The organism is Orrella sp. 11846 (assembly GCF_048820935.1).
Lineage (GTDB): Bacteria > Pseudomonadota > Gammaproteobacteria > Burkholderiales > Burkholderiaceae_B > Algicoccus.
Genome location: NZ_JBMERD010000013.1, coordinates 54,506 through 75,721 on the forward strand (window position 1 = coordinate 54,506; position 21,216 = coordinate 75,721).

General features: G+C 47.3%; 17 protein-coding genes and 1 tRNA gene. 7 read left to right on the forward strand and 11 right to left on the reverse strand.

The features are described from left to right. Positions 1-25 precede the first annotated feature (25 nt). Positions 26-736, reverse strand: coding sequence for an NAD(P)H-hydrate epimerase (locus ACOI06_RS11325; protein WP_420662701.1), 711 nt, complete (start codon positions 734-736; stop codon positions 26-28). Positions 737-893: 157 nt separating this feature from the next. On the opposite strand from ACOI06_RS11325, the gene ppc reads away from it, so the two are divergent. Continuing rightward, positions 894-3,695: a phosphoenolpyruvate carboxylase gene (ppc, locus tag ACOI06_RS11330; RefSeq protein ID WP_420662722.1), complete on the forward strand. Its 2,802-nt coding sequence runs from the start codon at positions 894-896 to the stop codon at positions 3,693-3,695. 116 nt (positions 3,696-3,811) lie between these two features. Beyond that, positions 3,812-3,888, forward strand: a tRNA-Arg gene (locus ACOI06_RS11335). 715 nt (positions 3,889-4,603) lie between these two features. Here the strand turns inward: ACOI06_RS11335 and ACOI06_RS11340 are convergent. The 4 genes from ACOI06_RS11340 to ACOI06_RS11355 form a co-directional block, all read right to left on the reverse strand. Then, entirely contained in the window at positions 4,604-5,494 is an 891-nt protein-coding gene (locus tag ACOI06_RS11340) for a hypothetical protein (RefSeq protein ID WP_420662702.1), read from the reverse strand. Further along, the gene (locus ACOI06_RS11345) at positions 5,491-6,585 is read right to left on the reverse strand and encodes a type IV toxin-antitoxin system AbiEi family antitoxin (RefSeq protein WP_420662703.1); all 1,095 of its coding nucleotides are present in this window, start codon (positions 6,583-6,585) and stop codon (positions 5,491-5,493) included. Before ACOI06_RS11345 ends, ACOI06_RS11340 begins: the two co-directional genes overlap by 4 nt. Positions 6,586-7,358: 773 nt before the next feature. Continuing rightward, positions 7,359-7,559 carry a DUF1778 domain-containing protein gene (locus tag ACOI06_RS11350; protein WP_420662704.1) on the reverse strand — a complete coding sequence of 67 codons (201 nt, stop codon included), beginning with the start codon at positions 7,557-7,559 and terminating at the stop codon, positions 7,359-7,361. 258 nt (positions 7,560-7,817) lie between these two features. Then, complete coding sequence (locus tag ACOI06_RS11355; RefSeq protein WP_420662705.1) at positions 7,818-8,762, reverse strand: D-2-hydroxyacid dehydrogenase; 945 nt, start codon at positions 8,760-8,762, stop codon at positions 7,818-7,820. 213 nt (positions 8,763-8,975) lie between these two features. On the opposite strand from ACOI06_RS11355, the gene ACOI06_RS11360 reads away from it, so the two are divergent. From ACOI06_RS11360 to ACOI06_RS11380, 5 genes are all read left to right on the forward strand, one after another. Further along, positions 8,976-11,225, forward strand: a complete 2,250-nt coding sequence (locus tag ACOI06_RS11360) for an ABC transporter substrate-binding protein (RefSeq protein WP_420662706.1) — start codon at positions 8,976-8,978, stop codon at positions 11,223-11,225. After that, positions 11,222-12,199: an ABC transporter permease gene (locus ACOI06_RS11365; protein ID WP_420662708.1), complete on the forward strand. Its 978-nt coding sequence runs from the start codon at positions 11,222-11,224 to the stop codon at positions 12,197-12,199. The genes ACOI06_RS11360 and ACOI06_RS11365 overlap by 4 nt, the downstream gene beginning before the upstream one ends. A 2-nt stretch (positions 12,200-12,201) precedes the next feature. Continuing rightward, positions 12,202-13,758: an ABC transporter permease gene (locus tag ACOI06_RS11370; protein ID WP_420662709.1), complete on the forward strand. Its 1,557-nt coding sequence runs from the start codon at positions 12,202-12,204 to the stop codon at positions 13,756-13,758. Beyond that, positions 13,752-15,482 (forward strand): ABC transporter ATP-binding protein, encoded by a 1,731-nt coding sequence (locus tag ACOI06_RS11375; protein WP_420662723.1) that lies wholly within the window; start codon positions 13,752-13,754, stop codon positions 15,480-15,482. The genes ACOI06_RS11370 and ACOI06_RS11375 overlap by 7 nt, the downstream gene beginning before the upstream one ends. 203 nt (positions 15,483-15,685) lie before the next feature. Next, the gene (locus ACOI06_RS11380; RefSeq protein ID WP_420662710.1) at positions 15,686-16,177 is read left to right on the forward strand and encodes a DUF1178 family protein; all 492 of its coding nucleotides are present in this window, start codon (positions 15,686-15,688) and stop codon (positions 16,175-16,177) included. Positions 16,178-16,266: 89 nt separating this feature from the next. Here the strand turns inward: ACOI06_RS11380 and efp are convergent, their stop codons facing one another. From efp to ACOI06_RS11410, 6 genes are all read right to left on the reverse strand, one after another. Further along, the gene (efp, locus tag ACOI06_RS11385; RefSeq protein ID WP_420662711.1) at positions 16,267-16,821 is read right to left on the reverse strand and encodes an elongation factor P; all 555 of its coding nucleotides are present in this window, start codon (positions 16,819-16,821) and stop codon (positions 16,267-16,269) included. A 106-nt stretch (positions 16,822-16,927) separates the two neighbouring features. Continuing rightward, positions 16,928-18,052: an elongation factor P maturation arginine rhamnosyltransferase EarP gene (gene earP / locus ACOI06_RS11390; protein WP_420662712.1), complete on the reverse strand. Its 1,125-nt coding sequence runs from the start codon at positions 18,050-18,052 to the stop codon at positions 16,928-16,930. After that, positions 18,052-19,368 (reverse strand): DUF2863 family protein, encoded by a 1,317-nt coding sequence (locus ACOI06_RS11395; protein ID WP_420662713.1) that lies wholly within the window; start codon positions 19,366-19,368, stop codon positions 18,052-18,054. The genes earP (ACOI06_RS11390) and ACOI06_RS11395 overlap by 1 nt, the downstream gene beginning before the upstream one ends. A 265-nt stretch (positions 19,369-19,633) precedes the next feature. After that, a complete protein-coding gene (locus tag ACOI06_RS11400; protein ID WP_420662714.1) occupies positions 19,634-19,726 on the reverse strand; it encodes a hypothetical protein in 93 nt (30 codons plus the stop codon). Further along, the gene (gene earP / locus ACOI06_RS11405; RefSeq protein ID WP_420662715.1) at positions 19,719-19,859 is read right to left on the reverse strand and encodes an elongation factor P maturation arginine rhamnosyltransferase EarP; all 141 of its coding nucleotides are present in this window, start codon (positions 19,857-19,859) and stop codon (positions 19,719-19,721) included. Before earP (ACOI06_RS11405) ends, ACOI06_RS11400 begins: the two co-directional genes overlap by 8 nt. Beyond that, positions 19,859-21,190 carry a DUF2863 family protein gene (locus ACOI06_RS11410; protein ID WP_420662716.1) on the reverse strand — a complete coding sequence of 444 codons (1,332 nt, stop codon included), beginning with the start codon at positions 21,188-21,190 and terminating at the stop codon, positions 19,859-19,861. Before ACOI06_RS11410 ends, earP (ACOI06_RS11405) begins: the two co-directional genes overlap by 1 nt. Positions 21,191-21,216: the final 26 nt, after the last annotated feature.

Below are 21,216 nucleotides of genomic sequence, written 5' to 3' on the forward strand. Positions count from 1 at the left end.
ATATTGGACGCTGGAGGCAATGTGGTCAAGCATCTGAACGTAATCCTAAATCACAGAGATACAGTTCTCCCACCCAATGTGCATGACAAGTTTCACAAACCGCTTGCGTCGGAGCAATAAATGCCGTTGTCCAACGTGCCTGAATAATCGTTTGTGAGTTTTGTGGATCCTGCAGGTTTGGAGTGCTGGCTGACTGTGCAAAGAGTCCGCTGGGAATATCTAAAGCGAGTGTAGGTGCCTCATGGCGGTTCGCGCATTTAATCAAATATTGCCAAGGATTGGTTAGAGGACGATCAAGACCGATGCCAAACAAACCATCGACAATCAGATCGTAGTGGTTTGCTTTATCTGGCCATTGTGACAAGACCGCCTCGCCCGTCGCAATCCAGTTGGCATGAGCCGCATAAGCATCTGTGACTGCAGGTTTAGGAAACTGTGGCTGAATGACAGTGACTAAACTACCGTGTTGCCATAAACCGAGTGCCAGTGTGAGTGCATCGCCACCATTGTTGCCTGGCCCAGCTAAAACGAGTGCATGCTGTGGGAGTCCGTGGCACTTCAGAATCAGTTTGAGTGCGCAATCTGCAGCATGTTGCATTAAGGGCAAACCTGCCTCAAGGCCTTGTTTTTCAATTGTGCGAATTTTTTCAAGTGACCAGGGTTGTGGGTTTTGTAGCGTCATAAAAGCGTATTTTTGATCTGAATCTGCAATTGCCTTGACTAAAATATGTGACAAGGTTCCAAAAAAGCAAACTTCATCCACCTTTTTTGCACTGTATTATGAAAAGCGTCTGTGTTGTTTAGCTGAACACCTAGATCGATGACGAATCACATCAGCTATAAGGAGATTGCGCGTGAAACACACCACACATCGGCCCCAAGAAGAGCCTCTGATGAAAGATATTCGGCTTTTAGGGAGGTTGCTCGGTGACGTGATTCGAGAGCAAGAGGGTCAAACCATGTTTGATCTGATTGAAGAAATTCGACGTTTGTCGGTTTCATTTCGACGCCATGATGATTCCGGCGCGGATCGCCAGCTCAACACCTTGTTGCAGAGTTTGACCGATGATGTCGCTGTGGCTGTGATTCGTGCTTTTACTTACTTCAGTCATCTAGCCAATCTGGCTGAAGACCGACATTATGTGCGGCGTCGACAGTTTCATGAACGAGCGGGTCGGATTCGTGCGGGCTCACTTGCCCATACGTTTGAAGCTTTGCAAACGCAACAAATCGAACTGTCACGAGTGCGCGACATGCTTTCACATAGTCAGGTTTGCCCGGTTTTGACGGCACACCCGACCGAAGTTCAGCGTAAAAGTACGCTTGATGCGCACCGGGCAATTGCAAACCTACTCGAGCAGCGTGATCAGATTCGTAATCGTGGGGAAGACAGTCTTCAGCAAAAGGATTTGGCACACAATGAGCGACAAATCAAAGCGCATATCGTGCAGTTGTGGCAGACACGTTTGCAGCGTTTCACCAAGCTCACAGTCGCGGATGAAATAGAAAACCAATTAGGCTATTACGCATCCACATTTCTACCAGAAATTCCTAAGCTCTACGCACAAATTGAAGAGGAGCTGTCGGGGTTACCTGTTCACAGCTTTCTGACGATGGGGCAGTGGACAGGCGGAGACCGTGATGGCAACCCGAATGTCAATGCGCAAACATTGCAGCAAGCCTTACGTCGACAGTCTGAGCTGGTCTTGCGTCATCACCTTGAAGCTTTGCATGGGTTGGGTGCTGTGTTGTCGATGTCGGCTTTGTTAGTACCAATTTCTGATGCTATGCGTTCGTTGAGTGAGCAGTCCCCTGATCACGATGAGCATCGTTCAGATGAGCCCTATCGTCGTGCACTGACGGGTATGTATGCGCGCCTGGCAGCTACGCTGCATGCGTTAAACAATACCCAAGCGCCATGGCGTGCAATTGCCGATGCAGAGCCTTATGCGAACCCCCAAGCTTTGCTCCATGATTTGCGTGTGATTAGAGCCTCGTTACTGCAGAATCATGCGGTGGACTTGGTCAAAGATCGTTTAGATCCCGTCATCCGCGCTGTTGAAGTCTTTGGCTTTCATTTGGCGTCTGTGGATTTGCGACAAAGTTCTGACCAGCATGAAAAAGTGATCACCGAGCTTCTCAAAAAAGCTCAGGTCAATGATGACTATGCGCAGTTGTCTGAGCCCGAGAAAGTGGAGCTGCTGACAAAAGTGCTTCAAGATCCCAGAGTACTGACAGTGCCTGGTGCTGACTATAGTGAACACACCCGTTCAGAACTGGGGGTGTTGCGCATGACTGCTGAACTGCGCCAGAAATATGGCACGAAAGCGGTGGTGCAATACATTGTCAGCCATACCGAAACTGTCAGTGACCTGCTGGAAGTCTACGTCTTACAAAAAGAAGTTGGATTGATGGCTGGCTCTCTGGGCGGAGCCTCAGACGATTATGAATGCGTTTCAACGCGTGCAGGTCTTATGGTGGTGCCTCTATTTGAGACGATTGATGATTTGCAACGCAGCGCACAAATCATGCGCGACTTCTTTGCGGTGCCTGGCATGCTTGAGCTTGTACATCGCAGTCACGGTGTTCAGGAAGTGATGCTTGGGTATTCAGATAGCAATAAAGACGGTGGCATTCTGACCAGCGCTTGGGAACTCTATCAAGCAGAGGTTGCGCTTGAGGCGGTCTTTGCCGAACTGCCAGCAGAGTCGGCTGTCAACATGCGTTTGTTCCATGGTCGTGGTGGTACGGTTGCACGAGGTGGTGGCCCAAGTTATGAGGCTATTTTGGCGCAACCACCTAGAACGGTGCAGGGTCGTATCCGATTGACAGAGCAGGGTGAAGTCATTGGTTCGAAATATGCCAACCCTGACATTGGCCGACGCAACCTTGAAACGCTTGTCGCTGCGGCCATTGAAGCAACCTTGTTGACTAAAGATGAGACGGTGCCAGATTCCTTTTTAGCGGTTGCGCAACGTTTGTCCGATGATAGCTTTAAAGCGTATCGTGCGCTGGTTTATGAAACGCCTGGTTTTGCGGAGTACTTCTTTGAGTCGACACCGATTGGTGAAATCTCCAAGCTCAATATCGGGTCTAGGCCTGCTGCTCGTACGCAAGGCAAAGATGGCAAGCCGCCTGCGATTGAGGATTTACGTGCTATTCCTTGGGGATTTAGTTGGGGTCAGTGCCGATTGTCTTTGCCGGGCTGGCTTGGGTTCGGCACAGCAGTCAATCAGTTCATTCAATCGCCACCGAACGGAATGAATAGTGAAGAGGCGCTTGAGCTCTTGCAGCAGATGTATCGAGAATGGCCGTTCTTTACCACATTGATCTCGAATGTTGACATGGTGATGTCTAAGAGCGATCTGGCGCTTGCTTCCCGATATGCGAGCTTGGTGCGTGATACCAATATTCGTAAAACAGTTTTTGAGAAGATTCGTCAACACTGGCGTCTTACAGAGGATGCGCTCGAACGTGTCACTGGGCATGTGGGCTTTTTAGCAACCAACCCGGCGCTTGCTCGCTCTATTCAGCATCGCTTTCCCTATATTGATCCCCTACATCACTTGCAGATTGAATTGATCCGTCGACTGCGTGCTTCGGCAGAGAATCATGAGGAACCGAGTGAACGCGCAAAGCGTGGTATTCACATTGCAATTAACGGAATTTCAGCTGGTGTTAGAAATACTGGTTAACTCTATGATAAGATGCAGGTTGTAAAGATTTATGAGCAGGCCTGAAAACGTGAAATTTCATTTTTTCATCTTTGATGTGACAAATTCAAAAAACCTGCTATAATTCTTTTCTTGCAGCGCCCGTAGCTCAGTTGGATAGAGTACTTGGCTACGAACCAAGGGGTCGTGAGTTCGAATCTTGCCGGGCGCGCCAAATTCACTAGTTAAATCAGCTAGTTAAACCGCTTAGATCTAACCCATCTAGGCGGTTTTTTTATTGATGCGGGGGTTTTGTGGGACATTGCTTTTTTTACCATGGACTTTTCTCGGTTAAGAGACTAACCACTCATCACACTCAGTCATAGAACTAGCGCAACATTCATGGGGTAGTGTCCTTAGTGGATTGTTACATTGGCTGAATCAGCCATACCCATTTTGGGTATGATGGAACCCAGAATGGGTATATTGAACGATCTCTCTGAGCCCCACAGTCTTGTCAGATGCTCTTTTTTCTGGCACTAAAAACAAGTGTTGAGCTCTTGTATGAGCAAGCCGAACGAAGCTTTTGTACGAAAAAATAAATCAATTTGCTTGACCGAAGATCTGGTCACGTTAAGATCAATGTTAAACAGTACGAGCTCGTCACGTTTGACAGTAGCAGGCAATACAATGTTGATCTGAATACCAGCTATAGCATTGGTGCCCGCTACTGGGCATGGAAACTTAAACTGACTCACCGAAAGGGTGGGCGGTTGTCAGCAGGCAAAAGTTCTGCTCGCAAACAGAGAATACCGGTTTCGCTCTCTATCCTCTGACAAAATGCCAAAGAGCATTGCGGAGCACGAAACACTCTCATCATGCGCAACATGCATAGTGAGACAGTGCATTTATTATGCAACGTATTGTTTAGTAACATTATTTATGTGAAATTACGTAATATGCTGAATGAAGTAGTTCACCATGCCACTCACTTCACGCTGCTCACGGATTCGTATTTCTTCATCGATGTCTTGAAGTCCGTGGAAATTGATCACAGCTGCTGGACCATCTTTGCGATAGCCAGGAATCTCTGGTTCGTCGCAGAAGTTTTCTTTGAGTGCTGTAAGTGCTAATTTGATTGCATCGTTGTGGATCCCAGTGGCTATGCGTTCTTTGAATAATCCTGCAAGTGATTCGACATTACCCCAGTAACGCATCACATGGATAAGATCTGAAGCATCCTTGCGTTCATGGCGACTTTTAAAGGCAAGCGCTTTCAGGACGATGAAGGCCACCGCATCTGCGTAGCGAATGGTCTCCCTGACGATGCCACCGTTATTGGGAAGTTCGACAACAATTTCTTTCTTTTCAAACCAATCATACGCAATGCTAGCATAGAGGATTTGGCAAGCAGAGACATCTTCTCCATCAATTTGCACTAGAAATGAACTTTGTGCTGGATCGTCTGTGTGCTGTAGAAATTCGATGACGATTGGTGTGTTGCCGACGTTGTATAGCCATTGCCAAGAACTTACAGGGCCTTCTGGGGCGGGTTGATAACGGACGAATCCTCCGTCTTTCAGCTGTCGTCTCAGTTTGTCGTATGTGCCTTGCGTCGTTAGTATCGTAATGTTAAGCACAATGTCGACGTCGGTTGTGCCCGTATGTGCAGGAATATCTGGTGGTTGTGACGGTGTCAAATAGCGCGGCACGAGTCCACCTACGAGCCGCAAATTAGTCTTCAATGAGCCAAATGCACGCAATAGTGCGACGAGTGCAATTTCACATGCATCAGTGTGGGCGGTGCTGTATTCCGCGGCCGTCGTGTGTTTCACGTTCACTTACTATTTCCTATTTTGAGCGTCAATCTTCGGAACTCGTCAGCGAGCTCTTTGTTGCGCCCGTATCCATTAAGAAGATCTAAGTATTGTATAAATTTACTGGAAAAACAGTAATGTGATCGTTCAGGATATTTTTCTAGGAATAATAAGGATGCCCCGGTTCGTTCGATGAGGACAATGTTGGCGCCTTTATCCGCTTGGGATAGACCTATCTCAGATGCTAACTTTTCGGTATCACCAGGCTGAATGATGATTTCTATGCGGTCAACATTTGTCAGTCGCATAAGGAAGGAGTTAGCAGCAGCGGCGCCTGTGAGTGCCCATCCTTGTCGTACGTGGTTGGCTAATTTTCCGATGACGTGATCAGTGAGCTGTCCGTTGTGAGCATAGGTATACCAGCGAGTCTTTACTTCTCGTCGTCGAGTCCACATATCAGCCCATGCATCAAGAAGTGATGCCGGATCCCGCAAGCGGCGGCGTTGATGAGGACCGCTGCCTTTTGATTCGACGAAGTCATGCTGCTCAAGAGCCTGCATGGTGCTAGATACAGTGTAGGTTGAGGTTTTTGCAAGTCTAGCGAGCTTCTCTCCAGTGATATATCCCTCATCAGAATTTGTATGCCAATGGTGCAGAAGCGCATGGATGACCTGTTCCCGAGCTCCATGAAACAGTGCAATATCCTTTTTATGTGTGGAACGTATCGGAGTGCGCTCAACATCAACTAACCAAGTGTGATATTTAAAATAAAGCGTCCCACTCTTATCGTAGTAATTGATTCCTGCGTTCCGTAAAGCCTCGCGAGATCCAGGACTAATCATTTCTGCAATCAGACATGGCGCGACGTTGTCGTGTGGGGATGTGGCTTGATATTTCATCAGATGGCTGATTGCCATTCGAGCATCTCGTGGATAGATAGTGCGGCTTATCTTGATTGCCAATACACAGACTCCCGCGCTCGGGGTCTTTGTGATGATTGCTGTATCGAATCGCGCATTTTGAAGATGATCGTCAAATGGCACTTTTAAAGCTTCATGCTCTGTAATGAAGCCGGTAGCACCTTGGAGCGAATCAATGAAATCGTTTAATAACATAGTATCTAGATTAGTCATATTCGCTATATTAGCTGTACAGCTAATATAGCGCAATCACATAATATAGAAAAACTTGAAGAGTGGTTGTACGAAAGATTTTCGATCTAAAGTTACGTCTGAAGATATAGAGGATGCTTCGCTCACTTGAGTAGTTTTTGCCTACTTATTATGAGCACAACACATCCGCCTATCGTTTTGAAAAACGAATGTGAGGTCCTGATGGTCTTGATGTTTATCGGCCATTTCAGCCGATAGACCAATGTGTTCATCAGCCTGATGCAGTAGCATGGCACCGCTATCGGAACCTAGGGTGATTCTCTGAAAATCGTCTTCAATTCTATTTGAGCGCATTTCTGAAAAAATACGTGCTCCAGTTATCGCGTCTTCATAATTAAAGGGCAGAATCACAAAATTATGTAAGCCAAGATCTGTAATGCGTTGCTTTACCTCATATTCGCCGGAAATTACAGCAGTTTAGGGGCTTTATCCATGATCTGGCTCCAGTCAGAAGTCTTTGAAATAATTCAATAGTTAATCAATTCATTATATTATATATTTAAATATACTGAAAAGATTGAAACTGACCTACATCAATTTGTTAGCACGATATGTTCTTATTGGCTTACAACGACTCTGGCCGTGTTAGGCGTGTTGTTAACAATATGAGTTAGTTATATTTTCGGTATTGGGAGGCGGGAGTGTTCTTTCGTTTTCTCAAAAAACGTATGTCTGCGCAGTTGCAGTTAACTAGTGGTTTGGCGCATAACGATTATTTAATCAAGCACCCCAGGTTCTTGAAGTAGTTTCTTTAATCGCGGCTTGATCTTCACTGGCCGATTTAATGTTTGTTGGAATGCTTGCCAATGTTCGTCATCTAAGGTGAATTGATGGCGATTGGCAAGCGTTTGTGCAGCGACTGTCATCCCTGCGTTCAGAAGGAATTGACTGATGTTTTTATGGTTGAGAGTGCTCACGATTTGCTTTTCAAAATGTTCATGGAATCACTATGCGGTGCTCTGATTCTTTCCATTTTGCATCAAGAAGAAAAAGCAACGAAATGATCTAAGGAAAGTATCGTTTGACTACAAATGATTAGGTATTCAGTTGGTATGTCTATAAATCTATCATGTGTTCTGAAATCGTGATCTTTGTCTGTTGTGATTGATTGGAACAGATAAAGCGGTTGCTACTCAAACGAATATCAACCGCCTTAATGAGGAGAAGGAGGACTGTTAGACCACGTTGATGGGATGGCCCAAATGATAGGCTTCAAGGTTTTGTGTGATACCCCGGGAAAGTGCGGCTAGACCACTTTGTGAAGCCCAGGCAACGTGTGGGGTGATTAAGAGATTGGGGTGTTTGCAGTGCAGAAGCGCCAAATTCTCTGGGGGTGGTTCGGTTGAGAGTACGTCAAGAGCCGCACCGCCTAAATGACCCGTCTCGAGTCCATCGATTAACGCGGCTTCTTGAATCAATCCGCCACGCGATGTATTGATAATCAGTGCGCCTGTTTTCATGCGAGAGATTTCGGCGTGACCGATCATGCCGACTGTCGCGGGCATCAAGGGTGAATGCAGAGAAATCACATCACTGCGTGCAATAACCTCTTCAAATCGAGTGTAGCCCTCACGCAAAGAAGGTCGCCCGCGATGTTCTGCAAGCAAGACGTTCATGCCTAGTGTTTTGGCGAGACGAGCAACTTCAGATCCGATGGTGCCATGACCAAAAATTCCCAACGTCGCGCCGGCAATATCAAGAATGGGTGCGTCGTGGACACAAAAGTGCTCAGATTCAGGCCACACGGTTCTAGCTAATTGATCATAACGGCGCAATTGACGACGCAAAATGAAGAGGCTGCCAATGACGCTTTCAGCAACACTTTGTGTCGCATAACCAGGTACATTCACCACGGTGATACCATTTTCTCGACAAGCTTGAAGGTCGATGCAGTCGTAACCCGTGGCTGCCACACAAATCAGTTTGAGTTTGGGGCTTGATTGCACAACGGCTGCAGTAATAGGTACCTTGTTAGTGATGCAGATTTCAGCGTCTTCAAGCGCTTTAATAACCGCTTCGGCTGTTTTGGGGGTTGCACTATGATCTGTCCATTCGGAGATCCATTGGGGCTTTTCGATGGGATGAGGTAGTGTGGCGCAATCCAAAAAGACGGCTTTCATTCAAGTCACCTAACAAGGAATTGAGGAACAAACTGCATCTTCGCATGAAACCTAGGTGTTGTCAGTGTTTGTACTAGAAAACGAGCTTAAGACGGGCTGTAACACTCGATTAGACCTGCAAGATGCCCTATGATTCAGAATCACTTGTGTCATTATGGTTGGTCTGACTGCATGTGTTGATCGCAACCAGCGTAGGTTGACTGATCGGGATGAATGGAGAATGAACATTTGGCGAACAAATTGAGTCGCATCGTATTCATGGTGATGTTGTTGGTGGGCTTGATGGGTTGTGACTCAAAAGAGCCTATCAACAGCCCTTACATATCGGGTGCGCTTGCAGAAAACACCCTATATACGGCTTTTACCCAACGATCACCCAAATTTTTGGATCCGGCCCGATCGTATTCCACGGATGAAACACCCTATACCTACAACATTTACGAACCGTTGTATGGCTATCACTATCTGAAACGACCTTATGAATTGATTCCGCGAGTGGCCACATCGGTGGTGGAACCTGTTTATCTGGATGCAAATGGGCAAGTGTTACCTCAAGACGTTGCGCCTGAAGAGGTTGCCGTCAGTGTTTATGACATTCAAATTGAAAAAGGTGTGTTGTTTGCGCCGCACCCTGCATTTGCTCGCGATGACAAAGGACAGTTTGTTTATCAGGACTTGAATCCAGATAAACTGGGTGATCGCTTTTCTGTGATGGATTTTGAACAAACTGGGACGCGTGAGCTCACTGCACATGACTTTGTGTATGCATTTCGGCGTCTAGCCAGCCCACGAGTGGCGTCACCAATTTTTTCAACACTGGCGCAGCATGTCGAAGGTTTTGATGCCTATGGTGAAGAACTCCGTGAGATTGATCAACGCTTTCGTCAAAGTGCGAAGTCCGATTTGGATTGGCTGGATTTAAGAGACTACGGGTTTGATGGGGTTCAAGCTTTGGATGATCACACTTTACGTCTTCGCGTTAAAGGCAGTTATCCACAGTTTCGCTATTGGCTTGCCATGACATTTACAGCGCCTATCCCTTGGGAAGCGGATCGCTTCTATAGCCAGCCTGGTATGGCGCAACACAACTTGTCACTCAACACTTGGCCTGTAGGGACTGGACCTTACATGATGGTGGAGTCACTTCAAAATCGTCGACATGTGATGGCACGTAACCCAAATTTCCGCGGACAACCCTATCCTTGCGAAGGTGAGCCTGGTGATGAAGCGGCGGGTTTACTTGAAGATTGCGGCAAGATGACGCCTTTTATCGACAAGTTGGTCTTTAATATTGAAAAAGAGAGTATTCCACTGCAAGGCAAATTTCTGCAGGGATACTATGACATGCCACAAGCTGATCGGGGTGATAGTGGCGTGGGAATGATAGTCGCTGCGGGCGACTCTCCAGAGAAAGCGGCCTTGTATGAAGACCATGGTATTCAACTACCCACAACCGTCGAAGCCTCGATTTACTACTTCGGCTTTAACTGGTTAGATCCGATTGTGGGGCAGGGTGATACGCCTGAACAGCAGGAGAAAAACCGTTTATTGCGTCGGGCACTGAGCATTGCCTTTAACTGGGAAGAGTACGTTTCGATCTTTCAGGATGAGCAAGCGCAAGTGGCTTATGGACCCGTACCGCCTGGGATCTTGGGCTATGAAGCTTTGCCAAAAGGCATCAATTCTTACGTTTATGATTGGGAAGACGATCACGCCAAGCGTAAATCGTTAGATCAAGCCAAAGCGCTCCTCGCGCAGGCTGGTTATCCCAACGGTCGACATGAAACCACGGGTGAACCACTCGTACTGTATTTTGATTCTGCATCGGGTTCTGCCAGTGGCAATCCGGCGCTAGATTGGATTCGGCGTCAGTTTGGACACTTAGGGATCCAGCTCGATATTCGGGCAACTGATTACAACCGTTTTCAAGAAAAAATGCGCAACGGCGTGGCACAAATGTACATGTGGGGTTGGGTCGCCGATTATCCGGATGCAGAAAATTTTCTGTTCCTTCTGTTTGGTCCTCAAGCCAAAGCCACCAATGGCGGTGAAAACGCTTCGAATTACCAAAATGCTGAGTATGACGCTTTGTTTGAACAGATGCGTGATATGCCAGACTCCCCAGAAAAAGCCGCCATTATTCAAAAAATGATTCATATCGTTCAGGAAGATGCGCCATGGATGTTTGGCATGTTTCCGAAGTCCGCGGGTGCGTATCAACAGTGGGTCGGCAATGCCAAGCCCACGCAGATGGTTCGCAATACGCTTCAGTACATCAAAATTGATCCTGCGGTGCGTGTTCAAAAAACAGCACTCTGGAACTCACCGCGGTGGTGGCCTGTGCCCGCTTTACTGTTGCTGTTGGCGCTGGCGATCTGGCCTGCTGTAGTGGCCGTTAGGCGACAGCAGCGCAAAACGGCGTATGACGTGGATGCGCCTCATGTGCGGGAGACTCAATCATGATCGGTTATATAGGGCGTCGTTTGCTATACGGCATTGCCATCTTGCTGGGTGTGAATTTCATCACCTTTATCCTGTTTTTTGCAGTCAATACGCCTGATGATATGGCGCGTTTATCCATTGGTGGACAGCGCGTAAGTGTGGATGCGATCGAGAAATGGAAAGCGGAACGGGGTTATGACAAACCACTACTCATTAACATCGAGCAATCAGGGGCGGCTCAACTGACCGATACGATTTTTTATCAGCGATCGGTTCCGTTGTTACGGTTTGATTTTGGTTTGTCAGATGCAGGTCTGGATATTGGTCATGAAATACGTACTCGCATGGGACCAAGTCTTGCGTTGGCCATTCCGAGTTTTGTGCTGGGTATTCTGGCGAGCGTGAGCTTTTCTTTGTTGTTGGTGTTTTTTAGAACGACTAGGCTGGACTTTTGGGGGGTGGTGTTGTGTGTTGTGATGCTGTCGATCTCTAGCCTGTTTTACATTATTGCCGGCCAGTGGTTGTTCGCCAAAGTGCTACGACTGGTACCTTATTCCGGTTTTATTGGTGGATTTGGCATGGTGAAGTTTTTGGCTTTACCTATTTTGGTGGCGATCATCAGTCGCTTGGGGCCAGAAGCACGGTTCTACCGCAGTTTGTTTCTAGAAGAAATTGGTAAAGATTACGTCCGAACGGCACGGGCCAAAGGTTTGAGTGAGCGGGCGGTCTTGTTTGGTCATGTTTTAAGAAATGCACTACTACCAATTCTGACATCAACGGTTGCAGCGTTGCCTTTGTTGTTTATGGGTAGTTTGATTGCAGAGTCTTTCTTTGGCATTCCGGGTTTAGGAAGCTACACCATTGATGCGATTAACGCACAGGATTTCTCTGTGGTCAGAGCCATGGTGTTTCTGGGTTCCACGTTGTATATCGTGGGACTGATTCTGGCAGACGTGTCTTATACGTTGGCCGATCCCAGAGTGAGGTTTGAATAAACATGCCAAAGATTGTTTTTCTCTGGACCGATGTGGCTTTGTTTGCACTGTTGATCAGTGCGGTGATTTATGGCTGGCGCGTGTCTAAGTCTGTCAATTCCCGAGCCACTTGGGCACGAGTCTTGCAGCAAGCACCGGCCATGTGTTCGGCAGTGGTGCTGAGTTTTTTTGTGCTGGTTGGTATTTTGGATTCGATCCATTTACAGTTGAGACTGCAGACGTCTGAATCGATTTCTACCTCAGCATCCACCACGACTGCCTCTTCAGCCTCTACGTCAACTTCGACTTCGGGTGCGCAAAGTGTCGTGTATTCGCCTGAAGTCGTGTCATTGCTGGATGTGCTGCTTGCCGACACAGCATTGCTCCATAAAGAAAAAACGTATTCTGCCCCTTTGGCTTGGCGCCAATTTACCAAAGAGAGCATTCTTCAAGAAGGTGGGCAAACGCATCGAGATTTTCCGCGCTTAAAGTTTGGTGGTCGTCATCTGGATGACCCAGAGACGCAGTGGTTAAACGATGTGCTGGTGCGTGGCTCATTGGGGCTGGCCGCCGGTGTTGCGATCGGTTTAGGTCTGATGGGTTGGTTGGTGTGGATGCTTATGCGGGCTCAACGCAAGCGCAATCCAAATGAGTCTGCACGAATCACTTATTCGGATGTTTGGCATGATGTCTGGAAGGGTGTCTATAAAACACCTTGGCGTGCCATGCTGATTACCGTCTTTCTGATGGCCATGATTATCGGTGTGACCTTTGGTTTGGCCAGTGGCTATCATGTACTAGGTTCTGATCGCACTGGCAATGATGTGCTCTGGCAAGCGCTTAAAAGCATCCGAACGGCTTGGGTGATTGGCAGTTTAACGACTGTGGCGATGCTCCCTGTAGCCATCTTGTTTGGCGTGACGGCCGGTTACTTTAAGGGTTGGGTCGATGATGTCATTCAATACATTTACACGACCTTGACCTCAATCCCAGGGGTGCTGTTGATTGCCGCATGTGTGCTCATGATGCAGGTCTATATCGATACGCATGCAGATTTGTTTCCAACCAGTGCACAACGTGCTGATTTGAGATTGTTTTTGCTGTGCATGATTTTGGGTCTAACCGGCTGGGCTGGCCTATGTCGTTTGTTGCGTGCTGAAGTTCTGAAATTGCGTGAGTTGGAATACGTGCAGGCCGCCAAAGCATTTGGCGTCTCTAATTTGCGCATTATGTTGCGACACTTATTACCCAATCTCATGCACATTATTCTGATTACGCTGGTGCTGGAGTTTTCTGGGCTTGTCCTGTATGAGGCTGTGCTGTCCTACCTGGGGATTGGTGTCGATCCGACCATGAATTCATTTGGCACAATGATTGATAAGTCACGTCTGGAGATGTCGCGTGACCCGATGATCTGGTGGACGTTGTTGTCAGCGTTTGTCTTTATGTTGACCATGGTGCTGGCGGCCAACTTGTTTGCGGATGGTGTACGCGATGCCTTTGATCCGCGCAGTCGCGTGTTACGCCCTAGACGCTTTAGAAGACGCGCTGCAACACAATCGGTGGAGAAAACATTATGACAACACCGAACGTGCTTAATATTCAAGATCTCAATGTCGTCATCGATCGTGATGAAGGTTTACATGAGGCTGTACGCGCACTAGGCATTTCTGTTCGTCAAGGTGAAACCTTTGCGCTGGTTGGGGAGTCTGGATCAGGTAAAAGTTTGACCGCTTTGTCTGTTTTGCGCTTGTTACCCCCTGCGATTGAAATTGCATCTGGTCAGATTGATTTGCAGGCTCAAGACTTGAACCGTTTACCTGAGATGGCGATGCAACGCATCCGTGGTGGACGAGTCGGCATGATTTTTCAGGAGCCTGGAACCAGCTTGAATCCCATCATGCGGGTTGGCGATCAGTTGCTGGAAATCATCCGTTTGCATACGGATTTGGTTGGGCAAGCGGCTGTAGATCGCGCGATTTATTGGCTAGGTCGCGTTGGATTACCGGATCCTGAAACGCGCCTACATGACTATCCGTTTCAGTTCTCAGGTGGTCAAAAACAACGCATCATGATTGCCATGGCACTGGCGGCAGAACCGGCTTTATTGGTGGCTGATGAGCCAACGACTGCACTCGATGTCATGGTGCAGGCGCAGATTTTAGATTTGCTTAAAAGTATTCAAGAAGAGTTGGGCATGGCCATCTTGTTGATTACACATGATTTGGCGATTGTCAGAAAGGTCGCAGATACCGTAGCCCTGATGCGCCATGGTCAGATTGTGCAAACACTGCCTGCAGATCAGTTTTTTACGCAACCTGATCATCCTTACGCATGGGAATTGTTTGATGCCGTGCCAACCTTTGAAAAGCGGGGGCAACCACTGTCTGCTGAAGGTCGAGATCGCGCTAGTCAAACTGAAACCTTGATTGAAACTTCATCAAGTCAATCGTCTTCAAATCAAGCTTTATCTGAAGAGCCGTCTGAATCAGCCGATGTGGTGCTAAAAGTTCGAAACCTGCGAGTTAGTTATCCGATCAGAAAAGGCTGGTTGCGCCGCGTAGTCGCTCAAAACGCTGTGGTGCAGGGTGTTGATTTTGATTTGCAGCGTGGAAAAACACTGGCTTTGCTGGGCCCCTCAGGATGTGGCAAAACGACGATTGCAAAGACTTTGGTTCGTTTGTTGGATCAGACTGCTCGAATCGAAGGTCAGGCCTGGCTGCATGGAGAGTCGTTATTAGATGCCCGCGGTCAAGATCTAGCACGCATGCGCGCGCGACTACAAATCGTGTTTCAGGACCCCTATGCGTCCTTAGACCCTCGGATGCGTATCGGTGAAATTCTGCAAGAAGGGATTGTTTCGCTGGTGCCTAATCTGACCAAGGCACAACGTGATGAACGAGTTCAGATGCTTTTAGAGCGAGTGGGTTTGCCGCAAGACAGTGCCATGCGATTTGCCCATGAGTTTTCTGGTGGGCAGCGCCAACGGATTGCCATCGCACGTGCTTTAGCGGTTGAACCCGATGTGTTGGTGCTTGATGAACCAACTTCGGCTCTGGATGTGTCGGTCCAAGCGCAGATTTTAGATTTGCTGTCCGACCTTCAGAAGTCGCAGCACATGGCGTACATCTTTATTACACATAATTTCAGCGTGGTGGAGTACTTTGCCGATCAGGTGGCCGTCATGGATCAAGGGCGATTTGTTGAGCTCGGTGCAGCAGAAGACGTGTTGATGCGCCCACAACATGCGATGACCAAAGCATTGCTAGAGGCGGTGCCTCGATTGTCTTTCGGTGAGTATTGAAAATTGGCTATGCATTCGCGAAGTGCACAACAAATGCGTAACTTGACTGAAAGTTTTCTGACATTAAGCATGACCACTGTGTCGGTTTTGTGCGGGCTTCAGTCAGGATGTGTCCTTATGCGATTAAACTAAGCCTAAGTCGCTGTTGCCTGCCTGACAGACCAACGGCTGAAGTTGCAAAGATTGTCACCTAGAAGGAAACCATGGGATTTAAAGTGTTCGACTTGCAGTGTGAGCAAGGTCATTTGTTTGAGGGCTGGTTTCGTTCGCACGAAGATTACGAAATGCAACAGTCCAAAGCGCTAGTGACGTGTCCGATGTGTAATGTATCGAGCGTCCATCGAGTGCCGTCAGCACCTCGCTTGAACATGGGGGCGACTGAAGCGGTTGCGCGCAATGAGCCGCAATTAACACCGACTGAGTCGACTAGTGAATCCCATGACAACAGTCAGACGGTTTCCCCCGAGGTGGCACAATTGCAAGCCTCGATTTTGCAGCATATGCGTAAAGTCGTTCAGTCTGCAGAAAACGTAGGTACGCAGTTTGCACATGAAGCGAGACGCATGCACGAAGGTGAATCTAAACCGCGTCCGATACGCGGGGTTGCCACGCCCCAAGAGCGTGAATCGCTCGCAGAAGAGGGCATCACCGTGTACGACGTTCCAGATTTTCTGGATGATGATCGCTTGAATTAACAGTACAGATACAAAAAACGCCCCCTGATTTGCTTGGCAGTCAGGGGGCGTTTTAGATAGAACGAATTTGGTTCTACAGTACTCGAGTCTTAGACGCGGCTACGGTATTCACCTGTTCGTGTATCAATTTCGATCTTGTCGCCAATCTCACAAAAAGATGGCACAGAAATCTCGTAACCAGTCTGCAATTTGGCAGGTTTCATGACCTTGCCTGATGTGTCACCACGAACTGCAGGTTCTGTGTAGACAATTTCGCGAACGACTGCGTTGGGCAGTTCAACGGAAATAGCACGGCCTTCGTAGAAGACGACTTCAACCGTCATGCCTTCTTCGAGGTAGTTGAGTGCATCACCCATGCTGTCGGCTTCGATTTCGTGCTGGTTGTATTCTTCGTCCATAAAGACGTACATGGGGTCGGCAAAGTAGGAATAGTTACATTCTTTGCGATCCAGAACGACAATGTCGAATTTTTCATCAGCTTTGTTCACGGATTCACTGCCTGTACCCGTGAGCAGGTTCTTGAATTTGAGTTTGACGACGGCCGAGTTGCGGCCAGATTTGTTGTATTCGGTACGTTGCACAACCAGCGGTTCACCGTTGATCATAATGACGTTACCAACACGCAGTTCTTGAGCTGTTTTCATAGATGAGAAATAAAGTTGTGCTATGCCAAGCGGCAAAAAAATGAAGTTAACGAACGATTGTAACGCGACATCCCGATAAAACGAACGAGGACCCTATAAAAAACTGTCAAGTTTTTGAAGCGAAATTCAGAAGTTGGGTGGTTAATGAGGGTTGAGCAAGCAGTTGAGCTCGATGTGCAAGACAAGCCTCTTGCCAGCCATGCCAGGAATCTCCGTGTAATTGATCTAACCAGGTTGTGTCAGCGATTTGGCGCGACCATTGGTGCTGGAGATGATTAATGGTTGTCGGCATGTTGGCGAGCTCTAACCAATCGGAGAGCTTGTCATGGTGAAGATCGTCGTCTTGCGCATAGATATGCCAGATAAAAGGTCGACCTGCCCAGATCGCGCGCACTAATGAGTCTTCACCGCGTACGAAGTTTAAATCTGTGCTCCACAGAAACCGATCAAACTCTGCTTGTGGCACGAACGGCGCAGTTTGCCACTGGACATGCTGAGCGTACTGATTATCCGATGCTGTGAGGTTGCCCTGCATGCCTTCGGGAACCAAGAGCAAAGTGGGTTGGGACTGTTGGGCAAGCAGACGTAACCATTGCGACCAAGCCGCGTTGGGATAGGTAAAACCAAAAGCGAGTCGAACCTGTGGTCGATGCTCAAGCCACCAAGTGTCTACACCGATTTCAGATAACCAGCGATGTACGCCAACTGAATCTGCTGACCAAGCACGCATGTCGGTGATTAAGTTTGTTTCTCGCAACAAACCGCCCGTTGAGTCAGTAAAGCCTGGAAAAAAGTAGATGGGTTTTAAACCATCAGATCGTAAAGATGTCTGTAAGTGAAAGTCACTCACCCAAGATTCGGCGCTTAAGTATTCGAGCGAGAACAGCGTTGTTTTTTTGGATTGAGGGATTAATTGTTTATAACTTGCGGGTAATTCGCATGAAAAAGCGGCAATGACGATCTCAGGTGCTTCTTTGGTGAGACTCTCCACCACTTCATCATGGTGCCAATGTCCGACTTCGATGTGATCGATGATTTGTAAATTGGTATTGGTTAGTGTTTCTGGTGCTAAGCGAGTCAGCGCTTTGAGATCATCGACCCAGATTCTGACCTGGCAATGGTGTTCGTGTTGCAACTGCCTGGCTAGCCGCCAACTCACGCCGATGTCACCAAGGTTATCAATCACTTGGCAAAAAATGTCGATTCGTCGGCGTGAGAGGCTTGTGCTCATCAGTGTAGGTAAGGCGGGGTTTCACTCAGATCGTCTGGAGCCACAAGATGTTGTAGTGAGCCACTAGGACCGGGGAAAAGGGGTATGTCGCAATCGGGGCAGTATGCGGCCGGAGCGAGTTCATCGATCATCTCAATTTGATGGATACCACACTCGTGAAGTGCATTAAAAATTGTTGCAAGTTCCGGATTGAACGCTTGTCCGCCAGAAAATTCGTCGATAAGGTTGTTTTCTTGTTTCTGTTGGTCTTCTGACTTTTCATGGAGTGTAAATAGATCAGTTTCATAGAGATCGTCATGATCATCAATTTCAGAGTCAGGAAGCTCAAGTTCATCTGAACCTACTGGGCTTATAAGCCAGAGGTTGCCATCGATGACTTCGGTCTGTCCCTGAAGGTTATAACCGATCCGATACTCTTCAAAATTCTCGTCAATAGCCCGAATGATGGTTGCGCAAATATGTTCAGCAGCAACATTGAAAATGGTCGAAATCCGATCCACAGTGGCATGTATGGTCCGGACCTGCTCTGGTAACCGAGTTTGAGTACTTGCGTCATAATAAAAATCAGGCAAGAAAATATCAAACTGACAATTCGGGTAGAGTTGCTTGTAAATAGCTTCCATATATGCTTGCCAAGCAGCCAAATACTTTTGTTTTTTGCCTCGGTGATTACCCATCCAGCGAAGAATAGGCTTATCTGTTTTGTTAGCAGCAGCGAACACCCAGTGTTGTGCATTCGAGATACCCGGAGTAACACCTTCATATAACTCTTTAGGGGTCGGTAATGGCGCTTGTGGGTCTTGTAGGCGCTGGGCGAGTGCTTGCTTCCACTGCCCCATGTTCTTAAATGAGGCTGGTAAATTCAGTGAGCTCAATGGTGCTGGCATCATGACGATTTGTGTGCCAGGCGTCACAATGTGTCGTTTGAGGCCATCGAGTACTGCTTGAATTAGATTGCTGTCAGGTTGAGGATCGGGAATTTGGTAACGAGACCAGATGACAGTCGGCATACTCATCAGAATACAGTCTAGTGTTTGATCTTCGTGTTCTATCTGAGTCACTTGTGCCATTTCCATGATTGTTCGGTAAATCAAAGGAGATGCGGGGTGATCAACATCAAAGACATCCAGAATCTGTTCAAAGACAAATGGATCTGGAATATGAAAAGCATCAGACAAGATTTGCTTAATCATGCGCTCATAAAATAGTTCTTCGTATTCAGCGACTGCGTCGCCCCAGTACACAGCAGCTTCGAGCAATTGCTTTTGAACTGCGGAAACAGAAAGATTTTTTGTAGTGCGTTTTGACTTTGACATGAACTTTGTGTGCCTTAACGAAAAGAGTGCGAGCCAAATGTGTTTCTACATTCTAGCTTGCTCTTTTTAATGAGTTTTTGAATATGGTTTCAGTCGAACAATATATGAACGATCACCTTACTCAAGCGTTGAATGTGATGTTTTTCTGTCTAATGCGTAAAGGTTGTTTAGCTAGTCAGCGACATGGTTTTTATTTGACGCTATGACCCGAAAACCATAAAACAGGTGCTGCTTTGATGAGATTCTCTACCACCTCATCATGGTGTCAACGCCCAACTTCAATGTGATCGATGATTTGTAAATTAGTATTGGTTATTGTTTCTGGTGCTAAGCGAGCCAACGCTTTGAGATCATCCACCCAGATTCTGACCTGATGAATGGTGTTCGTGTTGCAATTGTCTGGCTAGTCGCCAACTCACGCCGATGTCACCCAGGTTATCAATCACTTGGCAAGATATATCGATTCGTCGGCGTGAGGGACTTATGCTCATCAGTGTAGGTAAGGCGGGATTTCAACTGTGTCGTCCGGTGCTGTTAGGTGATGTAGGCCATCAGGTCCTGGGAAAAGAGGCCTTTCGCATCCCTGGCAGTACATCGAAGGAAGAACCTGATCAAATATATTGATTTGGTTGATGCCGCATGCTCTAAGCGTTTCAATGATGATTTCCAGATCTGGATCGGAGGGAGAAGTGTCATCTAGTTCATCGAAAAAATCGAATGCTTCAGATAGCGCAGTTTGATCAACCGAATCGTCTTCCAAGTCATCATCTAATTCGTCGTCGATCTCATCGAATTCATCATCTAAAAAGTCAAAATCGTCATCCATATCGTCAAATTCATCGCCAAGGCTGCGGGTTGAGATGAACCATGGCGTTCCGTAAATGACGGTGTTTTGACCCTGAAGGTTATAGCCGATGCGATATTCTTCAAATTCATCGTCGACCATCCGTATGATGTTGGCGCAAATCTGATCGCGAGGTGTGTTAAATACCATTTCGATGCGATCAATTGCGGCATGAATGTTTCTAATTTGTTCTTGAGGAATGACCGCTTCAGCTGCATTTTCCAATAGGTCTGGTAAGAGAATATCGATCTGGCAGCCTGGGTAGAGCTGCTTGTAAATCGATTCCATATGCGCTTGCCATGCTTTCAGAGCGGTTTGTTCATTGAATTTGCGATTGCCCATCCGTTGCAAAATAGGTTGATTGGCCAGATTGGCTGCTACAAACACCCAGTGCTGCGCATCTGCATTAGGCTCAAATTGATCAAAGAATTTAGTGGGAATGGGTAAAGGTCCATCTGGATCTTTCAGTCGTTGTGCCAGTGTTTTAAGCCAATGCCTAGATGCTGAGAACGACTTTGGTGTGTCCCAGTTGCTTGTTGGGGCTGGCATTATGGCGATTTTTGTACCAGATGTCACGATGTAACGCTTCAAACCATCCAGGACGGCTTCGATAATTTTGTCGTCAGGCTGCGGTTTAGGGATTTTGTATCGGCTCCAGACCACCGTCGGCATGCTCAGAATGATGCAGTCTAACGTCTGATCCTGAAGGTCGAGCAAAACATGCTCACTCATTTTTGTGACGATATCAATAACGATTTGAGATGCTGGATCATCCAAGTCGAACCCTTTTAGAACCTCTTCGATGGCACCCTGATTTGGATTGTTAAAAACTTTGATCAGAATTTCTTCAATCTTGTGTTCAAAAAATCTTTCCTCATAGACAGACATCGCGGCATCCCAGTATTGAGCTAATTCGTGCAGCTTTTTTTGTGCTGCAGAGACAGAAATGTGCTTAGAGGATCGCTTTGGTTTTGACATGAGCAGTGTGCCTTAGTGGAAGGAAG